The 19207-nt window shown below is 34.6% G+C and carries 17 protein-coding genes; 10 read left to right on the forward strand and 7 right to left on the reverse strand.

Going from position 1 to position 19207, the window contains the following annotated elements:
• Nucleotides 1–24: 24 nt before the first annotated feature.
• Together aspS and CW752_RS08220 are read right to left on the reverse strand one after the other, a co-directional pair.
• On the reverse strand, nucleotides 25–1779 hold the full coding sequence (aspS, locus tag CW752_RS08215; RefSeq protein WP_101239258.1) for an aspartate--tRNA ligase: 1755 nt from the start codon (nucleotides 1777–1779) through the stop codon (nucleotides 25–27).
• Between the two features lie 134 nt (nucleotides 1780–1913).
• A complete protein-coding gene (locus CW752_RS08220; RefSeq protein ID WP_101239259.1) occupies nucleotides 1914–2273 on the reverse strand; it encodes an ankyrin repeat domain-containing protein in 360 nt (119 codons plus the stop codon).
• Between the two features lie 111 nt (nucleotides 2274–2384).
• On the opposite strand from CW752_RS08220, the gene CW752_RS08225 reads away from it, so the two are divergent.
• Complete coding sequence (locus CW752_RS08225) at nucleotides 2385–3779, forward strand: MATE family efflux transporter (RefSeq protein ID WP_101239260.1); 1395 nt, start codon at nucleotides 2385–2387, stop codon at nucleotides 3777–3779.
• A gap of 249 nt (nucleotides 3780–4028) precedes the next feature.
• Nucleotides 4029–4148, forward strand: coding sequence for a 30S ribosomal protein THX (locus CW752_RS08230; protein ID WP_101239261.1), 120 nt, complete (start codon nucleotides 4029–4031; stop codon nucleotides 4146–4148).
• Nucleotides 4149–4206: 58 nt separating this feature from the next.
• Here CW752_RS08230 and CW752_RS08235 read toward each other — a convergent pair whose 3' ends face one another.
• From CW752_RS08235 to CW752_RS08245, 3 genes are all read right to left on the reverse strand, one after another.
• Nucleotides 4207–4860, reverse strand: a complete 654-nt coding sequence (locus CW752_RS08235) for a DUF937 domain-containing protein (protein ID WP_101239262.1) — start codon at nucleotides 4858–4860, stop codon at nucleotides 4207–4209.
• A gap of 81 nt (nucleotides 4861–4941) precedes the next feature.
• Nucleotides 4942–6201, reverse strand: coding sequence for a protein O-mannosyl-transferase family (locus CW752_RS08240; RefSeq protein WP_101239263.1), 1260 nt, complete (start codon nucleotides 6199–6201; stop codon nucleotides 4942–4944).
• Between the two features lie 6 nt (nucleotides 6202–6207).
• Entirely contained in the window at nucleotides 6208–6717 is a 510-nt protein-coding gene (locus tag CW752_RS08245) for a DUF2480 family protein (RefSeq protein ID WP_101239264.1), read from the reverse strand.
• 166 nt (nucleotides 6718–6883) lie between these two features.
• Between CW752_RS08245 and lpxB the strand changes: the two genes are divergently transcribed.
• Both lpxB and CW752_RS08255 read left to right on the forward strand, forming a co-directional pair.
• Nucleotides 6884–7987 carry a lipid-A-disaccharide synthase gene (lpxB, locus tag CW752_RS08250; RefSeq protein WP_101239265.1) on the forward strand — a complete coding sequence of 368 codons (1104 nt, stop codon included), beginning with the start codon at nucleotides 6884–6886 and terminating at the stop codon, nucleotides 7985–7987.
• Nucleotides 7988–8034: 47 nt separating this feature from the next.
• Entirely contained in the window at nucleotides 8035–9117 is a 1083-nt protein-coding gene (locus CW752_RS08255) for a glycoside hydrolase family 99 protein (protein WP_228401680.1), read from the forward strand.
• 114 nt (nucleotides 9118–9231) lie between these two features.
• On the opposite strand, the gene CW752_RS08260 is transcribed toward CW752_RS08255, so the two are convergent.
• Together CW752_RS08260 and CW752_RS08265 are read right to left on the reverse strand one after the other, a co-directional pair.
• On the reverse strand, nucleotides 9232–9720 hold the full coding sequence (locus CW752_RS08260) for a hypothetical protein (RefSeq protein WP_101239267.1): 489 nt from the start codon (nucleotides 9718–9720) through the stop codon (nucleotides 9232–9234).
• A 118-nt stretch (nucleotides 9721–9838) separates the two neighbouring features.
• Nucleotides 9839–11170, reverse strand: coding sequence for a hypothetical protein (locus tag CW752_RS08265; protein WP_185117596.1), 1332 nt, complete (start codon nucleotides 11168–11170; stop codon nucleotides 9839–9841).
• A 130-nt stretch (nucleotides 11171–11300) separates the two neighbouring features.
• Between CW752_RS08265 and CW752_RS08270 the strand changes: the two genes are divergently transcribed.
• From CW752_RS08270 to CW752_RS08295, 6 genes are all read left to right on the forward strand, one after another.
• A complete protein-coding gene (locus tag CW752_RS08270) occupies nucleotides 11301–11675 on the forward strand; it encodes a helix-turn-helix domain-containing protein (protein ID WP_185117597.1) in 375 nt (124 codons plus the stop codon).
• A 214-nt stretch (nucleotides 11676–11889) separates the two neighbouring features.
• Entirely contained in the window at nucleotides 11890–13638 is a 1749-nt protein-coding gene (locus tag CW752_RS08275) for a ComEC/Rec2 family competence protein (protein WP_410493639.1), read from the forward strand.
• A gap of 145 nt (nucleotides 13639–13783) precedes the next feature.
• Nucleotides 13784–14446, forward strand: coding sequence for a succinate dehydrogenase cytochrome b subunit (locus CW752_RS08280; protein ID WP_101239271.1), 663 nt, complete (start codon nucleotides 13784–13786; stop codon nucleotides 14444–14446).
• A 15-nt stretch (nucleotides 14447–14461) separates the two neighbouring features.
• Nucleotides 14462–16474 carry a fumarate reductase/succinate dehydrogenase flavoprotein subunit gene (locus CW752_RS08285; RefSeq protein WP_101239272.1) on the forward strand — a complete coding sequence of 671 codons (2013 nt, stop codon included), beginning with the start codon at nucleotides 14462–14464 and terminating at the stop codon, nucleotides 16472–16474.
• A 24-nt stretch (nucleotides 16475–16498) separates the two neighbouring features.
• Nucleotides 16499–17266, forward strand: a complete 768-nt coding sequence (locus CW752_RS08290; RefSeq protein WP_101239273.1) for a succinate dehydrogenase/fumarate reductase iron-sulfur subunit — start codon at nucleotides 16499–16501, stop codon at nucleotides 17264–17266.
• A gap of 311 nt (nucleotides 17267–17577) precedes the next feature.
• Nucleotides 17578–19119 carry a TlpA family protein disulfide reductase gene (locus CW752_RS08295; RefSeq protein ID WP_101239274.1) on the forward strand — a complete coding sequence of 514 codons (1542 nt, stop codon included), beginning with the start codon at nucleotides 17578–17580 and terminating at the stop codon, nucleotides 19117–19119.
• Nucleotides 19120–19207: the final 88 nt, after the last annotated feature.

The raw sequence follows: 19207 nt of genomic DNA on the forward strand, positions 1-19207 counted from the left end.
CGGGGCAAATACCCCGCTTTCAATTTATGCTTTTAAATCTAGTTTTAATTCTAATTCATCAAGTTGTGCATCAGCAATTGAAGCCGGAGCGTCAATCATGACGTCACGTCCTGAATTGTTCTTAGGGAAGGCAATATAATCTCTGATTACTTCATTCCCATCAAGGATTGCTACCAGACGGTCAAAACCGAATGCCAAACCTCCGTGTGGCGGTGCTCCGTATTTGAAGGCGTTCATTAAGAACCCAAACTGAGCTTCTGCTTCTTCTTTTGAGAATCCTAATAAGTCAAACATTTTCGACTGAAGATCTTTGTCAAAAATTCTGATCGATCCACCTCCGATTTCGTTTCCGTTAAGAACCATATCGTAAGCGTTAGCTCTTGCTTTACCCGGATCAGTTTCCAATAAGTGAATATCTTCAGGTTTTGGAGAAGTGAAAGGGTGGTGCATTGCATGGTATCTTTCAGTGTCTTCATCCCATTCCAATAGAGGGAAATCAACTACCCAAAGTGGAGCAAATTCATTTCCTTTTCTTAGTCCCAAACGGTTTCCAAGCTCCATTCTTAATGCAGAAAGTTGAGCTCTTACTTTGTTTTCATTTCCTGAAAGAATCAACATTAAGTCTCCTTCTTTAGCTCCGAATTTTTCAATGATTTTTGCTAAATCTTCTTCGTTGTAGAATTTGTTAACAGATGAAGTCTTCACTCCGTCATTCTGGAATTTTATCCAAACCATTCCTGAAGCTCCAATCTGTGGACGTTTTACCCAATCAACAAGCTCATCAATCTGTTTTCTTGTGTATTCTGCGCATCCTTCTACATTGATTCCGACAACCAATTCTGCATCATCAAAAATCTTAAAGTCTTTTCCTTTTACAAGCTCGTTAAGTTCTACGAACTCCATTCCGAAACGAATATCCGGTTTGTCGTTTCCGTATTTTCTCATCGCATCGGCGAAAGTCATTCTTGGGAAAGCCCCGAATTCCTGACCTGTAATATCTTTGATAAGAGTTTTGGTCATGCCTTCAAAAACGTTCATTACATCTTCCTGCTCTACAAACGCCATTTCACAGTCGATCTGAGTAAATTCCGGCTGCCTGTCAGCTCTTAGGTCTTCATCACGGAAACATTTTACAATCTGGAAATATTTATCCATTCCACCTACCATCAACAACTGTTTGAATGTTTGTGGAGATTGTGGTAATGCGTAGAACTGTCCGGGATTCATTCTGCTTGGAACAACAAAGTCTCTTGCACCTTCCGGAGTGGATTTAATCAATACAGGGGTTTCCACTTCGATAAAACCTTCATCAGATAAATAGTTTCTTACTTTCTGCGCCATTTTATGACGGAATATCAATTTATCTTTTACCGGATTTCTTCTGATATCCAGGTAACGGTATTTCATTCTTAATTCTTCTCCACCATCCGTTTCATCTTCAATGGTGAAAGGAGGAAGTTGAGAATCATTGAGAATAGTTAATTTTTCAACTAAAAGTTCAATTTCTCCTGTTGGAATATTAGGGTTTTTGCTTACTCTTTCAATAACCTTTCCTGTCGCTTGAATAACAAACTCACGACCTAATTTTTTTGCTTCTTCCATCAATGCTGCAGAAGAACGCTCCTGGTCAAATACCAATTGGGTAATTCCGTAACGATCTCGAAGATCTACCCAAATCATAAATCCTTTATCGCGGATAGTCTGTACCCATCCTGATAGTGTAACTTCTTCATTCAGATTCTTTAGAGATAGCTCTCCATTGGTGTGTGATCGAAACATAATTATTTGTTTAAAGTTCAATGTTTAAGGTTCTGCTTTGAACCTTGTTTTTTTCGTTGGCAAAGATAAGATTTTTGTAGGGTTTATAAACAAAAAAACTTCCTTTCGGAAGTCTTGTATGTTTTAGTATATTTTTAATTTCTTACTGCTCCGCGCTGTATCAGTAATTGTGCGGTTTCGTCTCCTTTTCTTAATTGTGATAATTGCAGAGGGGATTTATTGCTGCATTTTTTATTAATATCTGCTTTATTGTCCAATAGAAACTTGATGATATTGTGACTTCCGTATAAGGCACTAAATCCAAGAGGGCTATAGGATTCATTACCGATGGTGAAGCATTTGTTGTAATCTCCGGGAGTAAACTGCTTTTTAAATGTAGAGACATCATCAGAGTTGATTGCTTTCATCTTCTCTTGAGAAAGTTGTTGTGCAGAAAGCATATTGGTCAATAATAACATTCCAAATAGAAAAGTGATAGAGATTATTTTTTTCATAAGAACTATTTTTAAGAATATACAAATCTAATTAAATTTTATTACCAAATGCTAAGTTTTGCTAATAATTGGATTTGTATTTTTGAAATTATCTAAATTATTCATTAGGAAATGACAAAATATGTAGACTTTTTGAAAAAAGCATTTAGCGGAGAAGAGACCGATTTCACGAAAGTAAATATTCGGAGTGCTGTTCTTCTTTTAGCCATACCAATGATGTTGGAGATGGCTATGGAATCAGTATTTGCATTGGTGGATCTTTATTTTGTGGGACATTTGAAAGAAAGTGGTTTTGCGATTCAGACTGTGGGTCTTACAGAATCAGTACTTTCTATAATGTATTCTATTGCTATTGGAATGAGTATGGCTGCAACAGCTTTAGTAGCGAGAAGAATAGGAGAAAAAAATCCGGAACAGGCATCCAGAAGTGCAGCACAAGTTCTACTTGTATCATTTGCAGTGACTTTTGTTTTGAGTTTATTAGGGGTGATCTATGCTGAAGAAATTTTAATTTTAATGGGATCAAAGCCGGAAGCGGCTGCTTATGGAAAAGATTTTACAAGAATTATGATGGGAAGCAGCACAATTATTATGCTCTTGTTTTTAATTAACGGAATATTCAGAGGAGCAGGAAATGCCACAATAGCCATGAAAAGTTTATGGATAGCCAATATTGCCAACATTATTCTTTGTCCGGTTTTAATAAAAGGATTAGGTCCTATTCCTGAAATGGGTCTTACAGGTGCGGCATTAGCCACTACCATCGGAAGAAGTATAGGGGTGCTGTATCAATTGTATCACCTTTTAATAGCAGATACTCAGATTCGGATTAAACTTAATTATTTTAAACCGGATTCAGGATTAATTAAGTCTATTATAAAAATTGCAACTCCCGGAATTTTTCAGTTTGTCATTGCTTCATGTAGCTGGATTTTTCTTGCCGAATTGGTAGCAACAACAGGAGGTGAAAATGCTTCGGCAGGGTATCAGACAGCATTGCGGTTGATGATGTTCTTTATGCTTCCTGCATGGGGATTGAGTAATGCAGCTTCCACTTTAGTAGGACAAAATATGGGCGCAAATGAAATGTTGAGGGCAGAACAGTCTGTAATGAAAACAGTCAAATATAATGTGATATTCATGTTGACTGTCAGTTTACTATTTATCTTTCTGGGGAATTTCCTGGTGAGCTTTTTTACCAATGAAATTGAAATTAAAGATTTTGCTAAAACTGCACTTTATATTATGAGTACAGGGTTTATCTTTTATGGAATCGGAATGGTAATGATTAATGCCTTCAATGGGGCAGGAGATACCTGGACACCAACATGGGTGAATCTTTGCGGGTTCTGGCTGTTTCAGATTCCTCTGGCATACTTTCTTTCAAAGCATTTGGAAATGGGACCGAAAGGTGTTTTTATTTCAATTCCTGCCGCAGAAACATTGATTACTATTGTTGCCTTTATCTTATTTAAAAAAGGAAAATGGAAGACGATAAAAGTTTAAAAGGTTAGATGTTGGAAGCTGGAAGAGGGAAGTACTAGCAGTTTGAAAATATTTAAATTAGCCCTTGTTAACAAAATGAAAAAAAAGAAAGGTGATCTGCTGGTTGAGGATTAAAAATAGTAGCCTGATAGTAACTTCCAGCCTCCCTCTTCCTGCTTCCATTCCTAATTTATAAAACTTTAACAGCTTCATTTATTGGTTTTTAAATGCATTTTTTTTATATTCGTTATAACAACAAATTTTATTACTATGGGAAAAGGAGACAAAAAATCAAGAAGAGGTAAAATTAACAACGGAAGCTATGGAAAAAGGAGACCTAAAAAGGCATCAAAATCCTTTGTGGTTTCTGAAGAAAAATCTAAAAAGTAACAGAAATAAAAAGGCCGAAGAAATTTTCTTCGGCCTTTTTTATAACAAATTAAACTAATTATTTTCCAAAAAGATTTCCAAGGATGCTTCCAAGGCCGCCTCCCTGTTGTTGGTTGTTTCCTCCACCAAGTACACTCCCTAAAATATCATTCAGTGGGTTTCCGGATGACTGAGTCTGACCTCCGTTACCTAAAACACTTCCTAAAATGTTATTAAGAGGATTGGATTGTTGATCTTGAGCCTGGTTAGAAGCATTTCCAAGGATTCCTCCTAAAAGATCTCCTAAACCTCCTGCTCCTACATTATTTTGTTGTTTTTGCTGTCCAATGTAACCCATTACGACAGGAGCAAGCATGGCTAATACGGGGCCGATCTTATCGATTGAAATTCCTGTGTTTTGTGATAACTGATTTTCTACAGTACTTTTTTCACTTCCAAAAACGTGATCAAGGATAGATCCTCCTTCAGATTGTCTTGCTTCAATTTGTGATGCATCATTTAAAATGCTTCCATTGTGGTCTTTATCTAAAGCGTTATTTAAAGCTTCAGCTTCTTTTGCATCTTTTGATTTATTTCTCAGATAAGAAATAATAAGAGGTGTGGCAACAGCCAAAAGGGCGATGACCTGATTTCTGCTGATTCCAAATTTGTTTTCAGCCTGTTCAGCAACCTGGTTGCTTGTATTCCCTGTAAGTAGGTCGATTAAGCTCATTTTTTGTGTTTGTTAAGTATTAAGTGAATCAAAGTTATCAAAAAATATGCCTCATAAAACAAGCAAGGTTCATAATTATTGTTAAAGTTTTTTAATCTCCTCTTCTGTGTAACCTTTGCTTTTCAACAATTCTATATAATCTTTAGCTCCGTCGATCATCCAATGCATTGGATCAGGAGATTTCCTTTTTTCGATAATAAATTCCAGAATACCTACATTATTATTCATCCATGGGAGCAAATAATAATCAAGTCCGCCTTTATATTTTTTTGCTTCGTGGAAATTTTTTCCAGTTTCTGTTAAAAACGCTGTTTTATAAGCAGCATAATATCCCAAAGGAATAAAAAGGCAAATCCACGATATTTTTTTTAAAGAATCATATTTTGGCAATGCAAGCCCATAGCCTATAGAGAATGCAAAGATGATATTAAAGGGGATGAAAAATACATAATTATCTGAAACAGCATAGAAAGTCGAAAATCCATACACACATACAGCCGCGGTAAAGAATACAAAAAACATTTTCTTATCTGCACGGTATAAATGGATCATTCCAATGATTCCGAAAAAGATAAATATATTGAAGTTGTAAATTAAATAGCCAATGGATTGTATAAAATCCATCAAATATTGTTTAGGGGTCTTCTTGAAAGTATCCTGTATCCACTGTGCTCCTTCAGAGGTATATGGAGAATTGAAAGGCAATCCCTGTGTAACATTTACAACAGTTAATAATCCAAAAAGCACCAGGAAAATAATTAATGATGTGTAGACGTATTTTTTTTGTGATCTGAAATAATATAAAAAAATCAACAGGGCAGGAATGAGTAATATATTTTGAATATGAAGCCAAAGGCTTATTCCTAAAAATAATCCACTTAAAATAATATACTTTTTCTTATGTTCTGTAAAGCTTTTAACCATAGAAAAGAAAAACAGGCTTATCCAAAATGAGTTATAAGTATACACCTCTACTATTTCTGCGTTTCTCCAGAAAGAAAAACTAAAACCAAAAACAAAGGCTGCTGTTATGGAGACCCATTCTTTTTTTGTAATGCTTTTTATGGTCAAATAAATGACAGAAATAGTGGCTGCAGCAGACGTAATAATTAAGAGTCTGCTCGCTTCAATACCATTAAGTCCTGTGATATCTTTAATAAGAATTGCTGTATTGACATATAGAAAATGTGTTATGGCCGTGGCTACCGTTGCATATTTATCCAGCTCAACCGTATGTACAAAACCTACACAATCTGCGAAAGGGATTCTTGTAAAGCTCCCGGTATAATAAATAGCAATAAAAATAAGAAATAAGAATACAGCAGGTAAATAGTTTTTCATCCTTACTTAATTCTTTACAATAGGTACATTAGAGCACGCCTCTCCAAACATCAGAGATTTAACAATGGGTTTCAATTGTTCTACCAATTCGATATATGCATTTTCCGGAATTTCCTTATCTGAGCATCCTTTTACCAAAACTCTCTTGCCTGTCATATCACTGAAATCATAAGTTTGTATGGCATTGTGCATCAAAATAACTTCAAGGTCCTCACGGTTTCCGAAAACAATTTTTTTAGCAACATCGGTAAGCTTTGCCGTAAGGACAAAATAAGCCCAAAGTGGAATAATGGTATCTACAGAGTTGTAAATGTATATATAGCTATCTTTATAATCTTCAACGTTGATGGCTTCCACCTTTTCACGGAAATCTTTTTCCTTTAGAATCATTTCCATAAAAAGAAAATCTTTAAGGTCAATACCTTTTCTTTCTCCTTTAGGAAGTAAAGTGGTAAGGTCAAAATTTACAAGGCCGCTTTCAGCAACTTTATTTCGGATTTCAAATTCTTCTGACATTTTTATCATTATCTTTGAACAAATTTACAAATTAAGATCAACATATATTTTAATTTGTTCTCTATCCTTACCATAGAAATGAGCCATGATTCAAAAATTGTTGATGAAATGAAAGAATTACGGTTTGTGATGGTTGTAAAAACAATTCAAAAAGATTTCGGAAGAAATGAAATATTACATTATTGCAGGAGAAGCTTCAGGGGATTTGCATGGGAGCAATTTGATGAAAGCCTTACAACAAAAAGATCCGAATGCAGAATTTAGATTTTGGGGTGGTGATCTGATGAAAGCTCAGGGCGGAACGTTGGTAAAACATTACCGTGATTTGGCTTTTATGGGATTTCTGGAAGTAGTGATGAATTTAAGAACCATTTTAAATAACATCAAATTCTGCAAAGAAGATATTCAGAAAAATAAACCGGATGTTTTAGTTTTGGTAGATTATCCGGGGTTCAATCTGAGAATTGCCAAATTTGCCAAAGAACTTGGAATTAAAGTCGTTTATTATATTTCCCCACAGCTTTGGGCATGGAAAGAAGGCAGGGTAGAGATCATCAAAAAATATGTAGATGAAATGATGGTAATTCTTCCCTTTGAAGAAGATTTTTACCGGAAACATGGAGTGCATTCCCACTTTGTAGGTCATCCGTTATTGGATGCTATTTCCGATCTGCAAGAGATCAGTATTGAAAAGTTTAAGACGGAAAACGGTTTGAATGAAAAAGAAATCATAGCACTTTTACCTGGTTCCAGAAAACAGGAAGTAGAAAAAATGCTTGAAATCATGCTTTCAGTGCGACCACATTTCAAGAACTACCAATTTGTAATAGCAGGGGCTCCAAGTTTGCCTAAAGAATTTTATCAAAAATATGTAGATGACAATGTGCATTTTGTTTCCAATAGAACCTATGATTTATTAAGATGTTCAAAAGCAGCGTTGGTGACTTCCGGAACAGCAACTTTAGAAACAGCTTTACTCAACATCCCTGAAGTGGTTTGTTATCGTGGCAGTAAAATCTCTTATGCCATTGCTAAAAGATTGGTGAAAAACATCAATTATATATCTTTAGTCAATCTTATTATGGATAAGGAAGTTGTAAAAGAACTGATCCAGGATGATTTGAATACCAAGAACCTTGTAGATGAGCTGAACAAAATTATAGATGGAGAAAAGAGACAACAAGTCCTGAATGATTATAGTCTTTTAAGAGAAAAACTTGGAGGGAAAGGGGCAAGTGATCATGCAGCTGAGGTAATTTTGAAAGTTTAGAGATCTTCCTTTTGATAATTTAAATTCCTTTGTTAAAAATGAATCCTTTGAAAAATCTTCTGTTATTAATTGTTTGTACATTTTTCTATTCAAAAAGTTTTGCCCAGCAGAACAATTCCAGAGAACAGGTTCAAATCTTTTATTATGGTTGGTACGGAAACAAAATAACTGATGGAAATTTACAGCATTGGAATCATGAAATTATTCCCCATTGGAGCAATCCTAAATGGAATAATCTGGGGCATTATAAAGGAGGAGACGATATTGGAGCAAATTTCTATCCTCAATTAGGAAACTATAGTTCCAGCGATACAAAGATCATTGAAAAGCATATGAAAATGATCAAAGAATCGGGAGTAGGAGTTGTTATTTTAAGTTGGTTGGGAAAAGATTCTTTTACCGATAAAAGTAGTCTGAAATATCTGGATATGGCTGACCATTTCAAGCTGAAAGTTGCTTTCCATATAGAACCTTTCTATAAAAATGTTACTGAATTTAAAGATCAGATTTCTTATCTTATTAATACATATTCCAAGCATCCTGCTTTTTATAAAAAAGAAGGAAAACCTTTGTTTTATGTGTATGACAGTTATAAAATTTCTCCTGAAGAATGGGCGAAAATCCTGTCTGAAAACGGAGAGAAAACAATACGGAATACAGAGCTGGATGCTCTCTATATAGGCTTATGGGTAGAGAAAAATGATTCTGTTTTTTTCGATAAAGCCGGCTTCGATGGTTTTTATACTTATTTTGCCAGTGAAGGTTTTGTTTTTGGCAGTACCGTTTCTAATTGGGATTACCTTTCGCATTATGCAAACGACCACCATCTTATTTTTATTCCTTGCGTTGGCCCGGGATATTCTGACACCAGAATCAGACCTTGGAATGAAGCTAACTTTAAGAGCCGCGATAATGGTAAATATTATGAAAAAATGTTCGATGCTGCTATAAAAGTAAATCCTGAGTTTATTGGAATTACCTCTTTCAATGAATGGCATGAAGGAACACAAATAGAACCTGCTATTCCTAAAAAGACCGGAAATTTCACCTATGAAAATTATGGAAAAGATCCATGGTTTTATATCAAAGAAACTAAACGATTATCGGATAGGTTTTTGAAAGAGAAGTAAAACTGAGTTTCTTAATTTCAGTATAATTTTATTTTCAAATTAATATTCTTCATAATGTGGAAATATATAATTTGTTTAAACAAAAAGTAAACCGCTGAAAAGCGGTTTATGTGATTATTGCTTAGTGAAAATTAAATTTTTAGTTTCTGGTAAGTAAATATTAATATCAGTATCATCCGGACATGTCTTGCTATCTATAATGGAATCATTTGGACGATATTCCCAAGATAATTGGTGATCATTTAGTTTCTTTAAATAAATATCTCCCCATCCAATACCACAATTTGTTCCACCATAGTAAAATATTATAGTATTTTGTGAAGGTTTAGTTTTTACACTATATACTGTAAAACGTAATTGATTAGGTTGAAAACTCATAGTTTGAGTGTTTTGGAGGATAGTTCCAGAGGAATTTTTAACAATGTATTTTATCGATAAAACATCCTGATAATATTTTTTCACTTTTAAATCAAAAAACTTATAGTTTTGTTTAGTGATGTATAAAGTAATTTCATTACCCTCAAAGGTGGCTTTATATGTTCCGACATAAGGAGAAAGTTCATTGTTAAAATCCTTTAGATATGAATTGTCGGGTAATTTCATGTAGGACGAGTTTAAAGGATATTCTTGAGCTTCGTAGAAGGGTAGGCCTATTGTGAAGAATATGAATAATATTTGTATTTTTATATTTATTGTTTTCATATTTTTTTATATTTTGAGTTTAAGAACATGATGTTGTAACTAGTTGGTTGTTAGTGGTTACTTCGATATTTTGTATAGTATTGTTAACGTCTATTCTTTGTAAAATAATTTTTCCATTTAATCCCATATTTTTTAATGTTTGGAAAAATAATATTTCAACACCCAAATTATTTATTTTGCCATCGGGATTAATATAAGTATTTCCATTAATTTCAAAATCCGTTAATTCTCTTTCAGTATCTCTATAAAGTTTTGTGAAATTATCTATATTTTCTTGCGAAAAATCTTTTAGTGCATCTTCATAGGCTCCGTTAAAATTCATTACATAATGCATGCCATTAGGTGCTACCATTCCTAAATAAGCATTACCTGTATTATTTGATGATGTTGGTTGTGCCCTGGCGAAGCTTAATAATTGATTAATATCTCCAGGGGAAAACATCGGAATTCCAGCAGGTGTATGGTTATGGTAACCTCCTGCATATCCTGTAGTATTTCCAAAATTAACACTATGAGCCTTTCCGGTTATTGTGGGTGAAGGAGTGCCATCCAATTTGAATTTAACTCCTTTTTCGCCACCGAGAACTGATTGTGCTTTTAGTTCATCAATTTTTGGCTGTACTCCGGGTAGCAGCAGTCGATTTTTTGTTTTTTCACAAGGCGTTTGGTCTTGAGTGTCAGGATATGGGTATCCATTTCCACTACCTCCACCACCGCCGCCTCCGCTATCTCCACCGTTTCCACTGCCACACGAAGAGTTAACACTTAAATCGGTACAATCTAAATAAGGTCCGACTGGAGAACAACGTGTTTCTGTAAAATGATCTATTTGCAGAACTTCACCGGTAATCGTGTCTGTCCAGGTTACTGTTTTGGTAATCGTAATACAGGCTGACTTAGCCTGGGCATCCTTAGGATTTTCTTTAAGAGTTCCGGAAAGTTCTTTCCTGTTCTTAAACATCAGGATTTCAAAAAAACTTTTCGATTTTTCATTGGGGTCTGTCTTGAAATAAATCCTATCTCCTTCTCTTTTGACGACAAGTGTAAAATGTATTTTCCCGTTTTTTATAACCGGAACTTCAAGGAAGCTTTCTTCACCTGTCGTTAATGCATAATTCCAAGCCACTTCTCCATGTTTGTTTTTGAAATACACAGGGTCTGCATAAGTTTCGAATACTTTTTTAACATTTTTAATATATTTTTCGTCTTCTTTCCAAAGGCTTTTAGATGTGTATTCCTTCGTCAGGAAAGATGTTTCCGAAGCAGAAGTTGTTTCATCATGGATGCAGGATGAGAATGAAAACATAATAAATATGAGCAGCAGTTGCCACATGGTTGTTTTTTTCATCATAAACATTCGTTTTTTAGGTTTTAAATATACTTTATTTTTATCACTTGTTGGTGATTATGTGCAAAAATATATTTTATCTCGTATGGACATCATAAGAATTTTTATATTTTTGATAAAAATTCTTTTTAAGATGAGCATAGGTACAAGAGTAAAACAATACAGGGAAGCTAAGAACTGGTCTCAGGAAGACTTGGCAATACGACTGGATACTACACAGACAACAATCTCCAATATAGAATCTGATAAAAATATTCCGAATTCTTTACTTTTAAATAAAATTGCAAAAGAGCTGGAGGTGGATATCAATGACTTGCTTAATGATGCCCCTACTGTAATTTACGATAATGAATTTAATGATCAATCAGTCGCAAATGTTAATCAATATAATCCCATTTTCAATATACAATCTCCGGAATTATTAGAAAGCATCATAAAGAATCAGGAACAAATTGCAAAACTGATGGAAATACAAAGTAAACTAATAGAGAGTTTGCTAAAAAAATAACGGAATAAAACATCTTAAAAAGAATTTGAATTATAAAATTTTGATCTTTTTTCGCTATATTTTTATATTTCAGTAATAAAATTAAGCGCTCTATTGCTCGTTCTTAAGCAGGATGGTATCATTATTTGGTAATTTCAAAACTTCTAATCAATCAGTTAATTTCATAATTTGGTGAAATAATTGATTGAATTTGAATAAACAACCCCTTTTCATTTTGGCCATATGTTTTATCCTTGGAATTCTTTTTCAGGATAAATTTTTATTGGATCAAACGGCTGTTTATTCTATTGCGGTTGTTAGTGTTGGAATTTTAATTTCAATATTTTTTCATTCTTATTTTTTGTTCAAAATCAAGGCAGTTTTATTAGGATTGTTGTTTTTTGGAATGGGGATCATTCTTCATTTTTATAATACTTTTCCAACAGAAGGTACAGAGCATATTCAAGGGAAACAAATGATCGTTTTTAAAATTTCCAGAAAACTGAATTCAACAGGAAAATATAAAAAATATGAAGGAGTTGTAGAAGTGAAAAAACAGTACTTCAATTCAATTTTTTATATCCCAAAAACTTATAAAGAACTTGATTTTAAGCATTATTATAAAGTTGAAGCTTATATTGCTCAACCTAAGCCTCCACAATATGATTTTCAATTTGATTATGCTAAATATTTAAAACGAAAAGATATTGAGAACCAATGTTATATTTCGAAAGAGATATCATCTGTGGAAAGAAATGATTTGCATTTTACAGATAAAGTGCGGCAATCCAGACTTGAGGTGTTGAATAAGATTGATAAAGCTAAAATGTCGGGGAAATCAAAAGAGTTTTTAAAAGGAATTATTTTAGCAGACAGAACCGAAATTGACCAAGGAACAGCACGTGACTTCAACAGGTCCGGATTGGTTCATTTGTTAGCTATTTCCGGAACCCATATTGTGGTGATTTTCGGTATGTTTTATTTTCTATTGGTTCGTATTATTCCTTTACGACTTCGAAAATATTCCATTATAGTAAGCTTGATTTTTATTTGGTTGTTTGCAGGTTTTATTGGTTTTGGAAACTCCGTTTTACGGGCTTGTATCATGCTGAGCGTATATTTTGTTTTTATTTTATTGCAAAGAAAACCGGATATGCTTCACTCTTTGGCTTTATCAGCATTTATTATTTTGTTGTTGGATACCCGACAGCTTTTTGATATTGGTTTTCAATTGAGTTTTTTAGCTGTTTTAGGAATTTTTTGGTTGAACCAGCCGCTCCTTAAGTATTTTCCGGTACAGGATAATTATTTTAAAAAATTACTATTTAATACCATCACCATATCATTATCCGCACAATTAGCAACATTGCCTTTTGTTTTGTATTATTTCCATCAGTTCTCTTTAATTTCAATAATTGCCAATTTCGTAATTGTTCCTGCTTCTGAAATGATTATTGTGTTTTCATTTCTAATAACGACTCTTATTGCTTTTAAAATTGATTTTGATTTCATCAATAGAATATATGACATAATGATTCAATGGTTATTGAAGGTGATCCATTGGTTTGCGGAAATTGATGGTTTATTCTTTGAAAATATATCAATGCATTGGGGGGAAGTCTTGTTGGTATTGATCGTTGTATATCTATTGAGAGCAGTTATTTTTAAGTTCAATTTTAAAAATTCTGTGAGATTAGGTATTGCGATTTTGACATTTTTAATCATAAGAACAAGCATAACCATTATCGAAAACAACAGAGATGAAATCTTGATTTATACATTTAATAAAAAGAATATTTTTTCTGTAAAGAAGGGAGATAGAGCTTGTTTTTGGGTTTCTGATATGAAAGATCAGGATAAGCTTATACGGTATGTTGTTGGCCCATACTGTACATCGAGAAGAATCCAAAGTTTTGAAATAAAACCTTTTCCGTCGGGAGCTGAAAAAGTCGTTTTTCAAGATGAAATTTACGAGATAAAATAGATAATTTTAATTTTCAATTTTCCTGTATTTATAATGGGTGAAATTCTTATTTAGAAAGATTACAAACTGCCTAATTGTGAGATTTCTCACTTTTCGATATTGTTAACATTTCTTAATTTTGTGGGAAATTCAAATTTAAACTTATATGGCAGGTTTAACGAGTTCTACGATAGGTAGAAAATACGCTATGGCATTATCAGCTATGTTTTTGCTGATTTTTCTTATACTGCATTTGACAACCAATTTGTTATCAGTCCTGAACAAGGATGCTTTCAATACAGCATCTGACTTTATGGGCTATAATCCTTTTGTGCAGTTCTTAATGCAGCCTATTCTTGGTTTTGCAGTAATTTTCCATTTCATAATGGGATTTGTATTGGAGATCAAGAATAACAAAGCGCGTCCGGTAAAGTATGAATCCAACAACGCTTCTGTGAATTCTTCATGGATGTCTAGAAATATGATTATTTCCGGAGCTGTTGTTTTGGCTTTCTTGGCGCTTCACTTATACGATTTCTGGTTACATGAAATCAGCTACAAGTATGTACAGGGGATTGCTCCTAATGCTGAACGTTTCTGGCCGGAGCTTCATGAGAAGTTTGCAGATCTTTGGAGAGTGGCTTTATATGTAATCGCTTTTGTATTATTGGGATTACACTTAGCTCACGGATTCCAGTCTTCATTCCAGTCTATTGGAGCAAGACATCCAAAATATACGCCGGTGATTAAGGCTATCGGGAAATGGTATTCTATCCTTATTCCTGCTGGATTTATTTTCATCGCAATTTTCCATTTTATAACTCAATAATATCAATATACTAATATGAGTAAGTTAGATTCAAGAATTCCAGCGGGTCCTCTAAAGGACAAGTGGAAAAATCATAAAGACCATATGAACCTTGTTGCACCAAACAACAGAGATAAGATTGATATTATTGTTGTAGGTACAGGTTTAGCAGGAGGTTCTGCTGCAGCTACTTTGGCTGAGCAAGGATATAACGTAAAAGCGTTTTGCTACCAGGATTCACCAAGAAGAGCTCACTCTATTGCAGCTCAAGGAGGGATTAACGCAGCTAAGAATTACCAGGGAGATGGTGACTCTACATACAGATTATTCTATGATACCATCAAAGGTGGTGACTATAGAGCAAGAGAAGCTAATGTTTACAGATTAGCTGAAGTTTCTGCAAATATTATCGACCAATGTGTGGCACAAGGTGTTCCTTTCGGAAGAGAGTACGGAGGTCAGCTAGATAACCGTTCATTTGGTGGGGTTCAGGTAAAAAGAACATTCTACGCAAAAGGACAAACAGGACAACAGTTATTATTAGGTGCTTATTCTTCAATGAGCCGTCAGATCGGTAAAGGAAGAATCAAGATGTACAACCGTCACGAGATGCTTGACCTTGTAATTGTTGACGGAAAAGCAAGAGGAATTATCGCAAGAAACCTTGTAACAGGTGAAATCGAAAGACATTCTGCTCACGCTGTTGTAATTGCTTCAGGAGGTTACGGAAACGTATATTTCCTTTCTACCAATGCTATGGGATCTAACGTTTCAGCAGCTTGGAAAATTCACAAAAAAGGAGCATATTTCGCAAACCCTTGCTACGTACAGATTCACCCGACTTGTATTCCTGTTCACGGAACTCAGCAGTCTAAACTGACTTTGATGTCTGAGTCATTAAGAAACTCAGGAAGAATCTGGGTTCCTAAAAAGATTGAAGATTCAGTAGCTATCAGAGAAGGAAAATTAAGACCTGAAAATATTAAAGAAGAAGATAGAGATTATTATTTAGAAAGAAGATATCCTGCATTTGGTAACCTTGTACCAAGAGACGTTGCTTCAAGAGCTGCTAAAGAAAGATGCGACGCAGGATACGGAATTGAAAATAATGATACTAAAGAAGGGGTTTACCTTGATTTCTCTACAGAGATCATGAAAAAAGGTAAAGAAGCCGCTATCGAAAAACATATTCATAACCCGACAGATCAACAGATTTATGATCTTGGTAAAAGTTGGGTTGAGGAGAAATATGGGAACTTATTCGTAATGTACGAGAAAATTACGGCTGATGATCCATACAAAACTCCAATGAAAATTTATCCTGCAGTTCACTATACAATGGGTGGTGTATGGGTAGATTACAACCTTCAGTCTACAATTCCTGGATGTTTCGTAATTGGTGAAGCTAACTTCTCTGATCACGGAGCTAACAGACTTGGAGCATCTGCATTGATGCAAGGTCTTGCAGACGGATATTTCGTACTTCCTTACACCATTGCAGATTACCTTTCTGCAGATATCAGAACAGGAGCAATTCCTACCAACTCAGCAGCGTTTGACGAAGCTGAAAAAGGCATTAAAGATAAAGTTGATTTCTTCATTAATAATAAAGGAACGCATTCAGTAGACTATTTCCACAAAAAACTTGGACACATTATGTGGAATAAAGTTGGAATGGGAAGAACTCCTGAAGGATTAAAAGAAGCAATCAAAGAAATCGAAGAAGTAAGAAACGATTTCTGGAAAAACGTAAAAGTTCCTGGTGAAGGAGAAGGAATGAACACTGAGCTTGAAAAAGCATTCAGAGTAGCAGATTTCCTTGAATTAGGACAATTAATGGCTATCGATGCACTCAACAGAGAAGAGTCTTGTGGTGGACACTTCCGTTGGGACCACGCAACTCCGGATGGAGAAGCGGAAAGAGACGACGTAAACTTCAAATACGTTGGAGCTTGGGAATATCAGGGATCGGATATCAACGCAGAAGTGTTGCATAAAGAAGAACTGATCTACGAGAACATCGAGGTTAAAACTAGAAGTTATAAATAATCTCCAACCTATAAATATAACATTATGAGTGCAAAAAAAGGCTTACATCTTACGCTGAAAATTTGGAGACAAAAAAATAGTAAAACAAAAGGTCAGTTTGAGACCTATAAAATATCAGATGTTTCTACAGATTCTTCATTCCTGGAGATGTTGGACATCTTGAACGAAAACTTAATTAACGAAGGAAAAGAACCGATTGCTTTCGACCACGACTGTCGTGAAGGAATCTGCGGGATGTGTTCCCTTTACATCAATGGTAGAGCACACGGTCCGGACACAGGTATTACAACTTGTCAGCTTCACATGAGAATGTTCAAAGACGGTGAAACTATCGTTATCGAACCATGGAGAAGTGCTGCTTTCCCTGTTATTAAAGACTTAATGGTAGACAGAAGCGCATTTGACAGAGTTATGGCTGCAGGTGGTTTCGTTTCTGTAAACACTTCAGGAAATACATTGGATGCCAATGCTATTCCGGTTCCTAAAGAAGATGCAGACAAAGCAATGGATGCTGCTGCTTGTATCGGATGTGGAGCTTGTGTAGCTACTTGTAAAAACGGATCTGCAATGTTGTTCGTTGGAGCCAAAGTTTCTCAGTTTGCTTTACTTCCTCAAGGTAGAGTGGAAGCTAAGAGAAGAGTTCTGAACATGGTGAAAGCTATGGACGAAGAAGGATTCGGAAACTGTTCAAATACCGGAGCATGTGAAATTGAATGTCCTAAAGGTATTTCTCTTGAGAATATCGCAAGGATGAACAGAGAATACATGTCTGCTCTTGTAGATAAAGGATAAACAGATTCAAAATATATAAAAAATCGCCTCCATTTCGGGGGCGATTTTTTTATAAATGTACTTTTCCTGTTAAAGTTTGTTAACTTATTGATCAGTCTTAGGTGTTCTTTACTTAATAAGTATATATTTGGAGAGTTGATAAATTGTAATGACAAAATGCTTTTCAGGTGTTTTTTGAGAATGAAAAATTGATAGAACAACAAAGTGAAAATCTCCCTTTTAATGGGCTATCAGAAAATTTTCAAAAAAAATTATTCGGGTGAATTAACAAACCTTAAAAAGCGTATTTTTGTGTAATATTAAAAATTGAAATGAAAAAATATCTTTTATTGTTTATCATCGCGGTTTTCGTGATGTCTTGTTCAAAAAAAGTAGAAGTAAAAGGGAAAATTACCGGAAGTTCACCGTTAGAAAGAATTGAATTCGTAGAAGCTTCAGGAGTAGGAACCCTGCCTCTGATTAATATTGGGTTAGATAAAGAAGGTAACTTTTCCGGGAACTTTGAGGCTCCTAAAGATGGGATGTATGTGATCAATTATGCAAACAGACAAAACCTTATCTATCTTGAAAGAGGTCAAAAAGTTAATATCTCAGGAAATGGAGCTACTTTCCCAAGTGAATATATCGTTACTGGTGATGCTAAAAAGAATAATGATTTCCTTCAGGCTACTCAAAAATTTTTGGGAACATATGGTGCTAAGGTTAATCTAAACCAATTAATGAGTGGCGATGAAAATTCGTTCTTAAAAGGAATGCATAAGGTGGAAGCTGATATCAACAAGAATATGGATGAGCTTGCACAAAAAAATAATCCTAGTAAAGCATTATTGGAATGGAAAAAGAATGATATAAAAGTAACCATTCTTAACCTAATGGCAAATTATGAGATGTCACACGGTCCGATGTCAGGAAATCCATCATATAAAGCATCTAAAGCCTTTAAAGATTACGAAACAAAGTTAGAAGATGATAAAGAGTCGATGGTAAAAACAATTCCTCTTTACAGACAATATCTATTGGTTAAAATGACACCTGATTTCCAAAAATATGCAGAAGCTAATAGTAAAGGAAAAACTGATATCACGACTTCAGAATTGTTTGCACAGTATTTGAAAACTAAAAAAGACCTTTCTCAGACTGCTAAAGATTATTTATTAGCATTTGTCATGGCTCAGGCGGATATTCATCCAACAACTCCGGCGAATAAGATTGACAAGATCAAAAAAATTATTGATACGGATATTAAGGACGCTACAATTAAAAGTGACCTGCTTAAAATGCAAATGGCAATTACAGGACTTAAAATCGGAGAAGTAGCACCTGAGGCTTCTTTAGTAAAACAAGATGGTAAAGCTTACAAGCTTTCTGAAAATAAAGGAAAACCATACATGTTGTTTTTCTATGCATCTTGGAATCCTTATATCAGTGAAGCAACAGTGCCTGTTTTAAAAGAGGTTGTTAATTTTTATAAATCAAAAATGAACTTTGTATTTGTAAATGTTGACGATACAAAAGATCAGTTTATCAAAACCAGCAATTCTTTATTAAAAGGAATCCAGGGGGTAAACGTATATGGAGAAGGAGGAATGGAGTCTGATATTGCTAAAAAATATGGCGTTTATGGATTCAAATTACCTTGCTTTGTTATCATAGATAAAGACGGAAAAATTGCCAGCAGATCTTTTGTAAATTTAGGAGAGCAGGAATTAGTGACTATTTTGGATAAGCTGACAGGTCTTTCAGCTCCAAAAGTAGCTCCAAATGCTCAGATGCAGCCTGGATTACAAATTGATCCTTCCGCACAACAACCGGCTCCACAGCCTGCTAGTCCTCAACCGGCTCCAACGAAATAATAAACTTTAATATAGATGGAAACCTTATCTTCGGATAAGGTTTTTTTTATTGTATTTTTGTAAGGTGAAACTTTTAAAGTTTCGATTA

This window comes from Chryseobacterium sp. PMSZPI (genome assembly GCF_002835665.1).
In the GTDB taxonomy this organism is placed as follows: Bacteria; Bacteroidota; Bacteroidia; order Flavobacteriales; family Weeksellaceae; genus Chryseobacterium.

Bases quoted from the DNA above. Each gene is read 5' to 3' on its own strand.
- CW752_RS08230 (WP_101239261.1), top strand. From the start codon at position 4,029: ATGGGAAAAGGAGACAAAAAATCAAGAAGAGGTAAAATTAACAACGGA.
- CW752_RS08240 (WP_101239263.1), bottom strand. From the start codon at position 6,201: ATGAAAAACTATTTACCTGCTGTATTCTTATTTCTTATTTTTATTGCT.
- CW752_RS08270 (WP_185117597.1), top strand. From the start codon at position 11,301: ATGAGCATAGGTACAAGAGTAAAACAATACAGGGAAGCTAAGAACTGG.
- CW752_RS08235 (WP_101239262.1), bottom strand. From the start codon at position 4,860: ATGAGCTTAATCGACCTACTTACAGGGAATACAAGCAACCAGGTTGCT.
- CW752_RS08290 (WP_101239273.1), top strand. From the start codon at position 16,499: ATGAGTGCAAAAAAAGGCTTACATCTTACGCTGAAAATTTGGAGACAA.
- CW752_RS08280 (WP_101239271.1), top strand. From the start codon at position 13,784: ATGGCAGGTTTAACGAGTTCTACGATAGGTAGAAAATACGCTATGGCA.
- CW752_RS08260 (WP_101239267.1), bottom strand. From the start codon at position 9,720: ATGAAATTACCCGACAATTCATATCTAAAGGATTTTAACAATGAACTT.
- CW752_RS08265 (WP_185117596.1), bottom strand. From the start codon at position 11,170: ATGATGAAAAAAACAACCATGTGGCAACTGCTGCTCATATTTATTATG.
- lpxB (WP_101239265.1), top strand. From the start codon at position 6,884: ATGAAATATTACATTATTGCAGGAGAAGCTTCAGGGGATTTGCATGGG.
- CW752_RS08245 (WP_101239264.1), bottom strand. From the start codon at position 6,717: ATGTCAGAAGAATTTGAAATCCGAAATAAAGTTGCTGAAAGCGGCCTT.
- CW752_RS08220 (WP_101239259.1), bottom strand. From the start codon at position 2,273: ATGAAAAAAATAATCTCTATCACTTTTCTATTTGGAATGTTATTATTG.
- CW752_RS08295 (WP_101239274.1), top strand. From the start codon at position 17,578: ATGAAAAAATATCTTTTATTGTTTATCATCGCGGTTTTCGTGATGTCT.
- CW752_RS08285 (WP_101239272.1), top strand. From the start codon at position 14,462: ATGAGTAAGTTAGATTCAAGAATTCCAGCGGGTCCTCTAAAGGACAAG.
- aspS (WP_101239258.1), bottom strand. From the start codon at position 1,779: ATGTTTCGATCACACACCAATGGAGAGCTATCTCTAAAGAATCTGAAT.
- CW752_RS08225 (WP_101239260.1), top strand. From the start codon at position 2,385: ATGACAAAATATGTAGACTTTTTGAAAAAAGCATTTAGCGGAGAAGAG.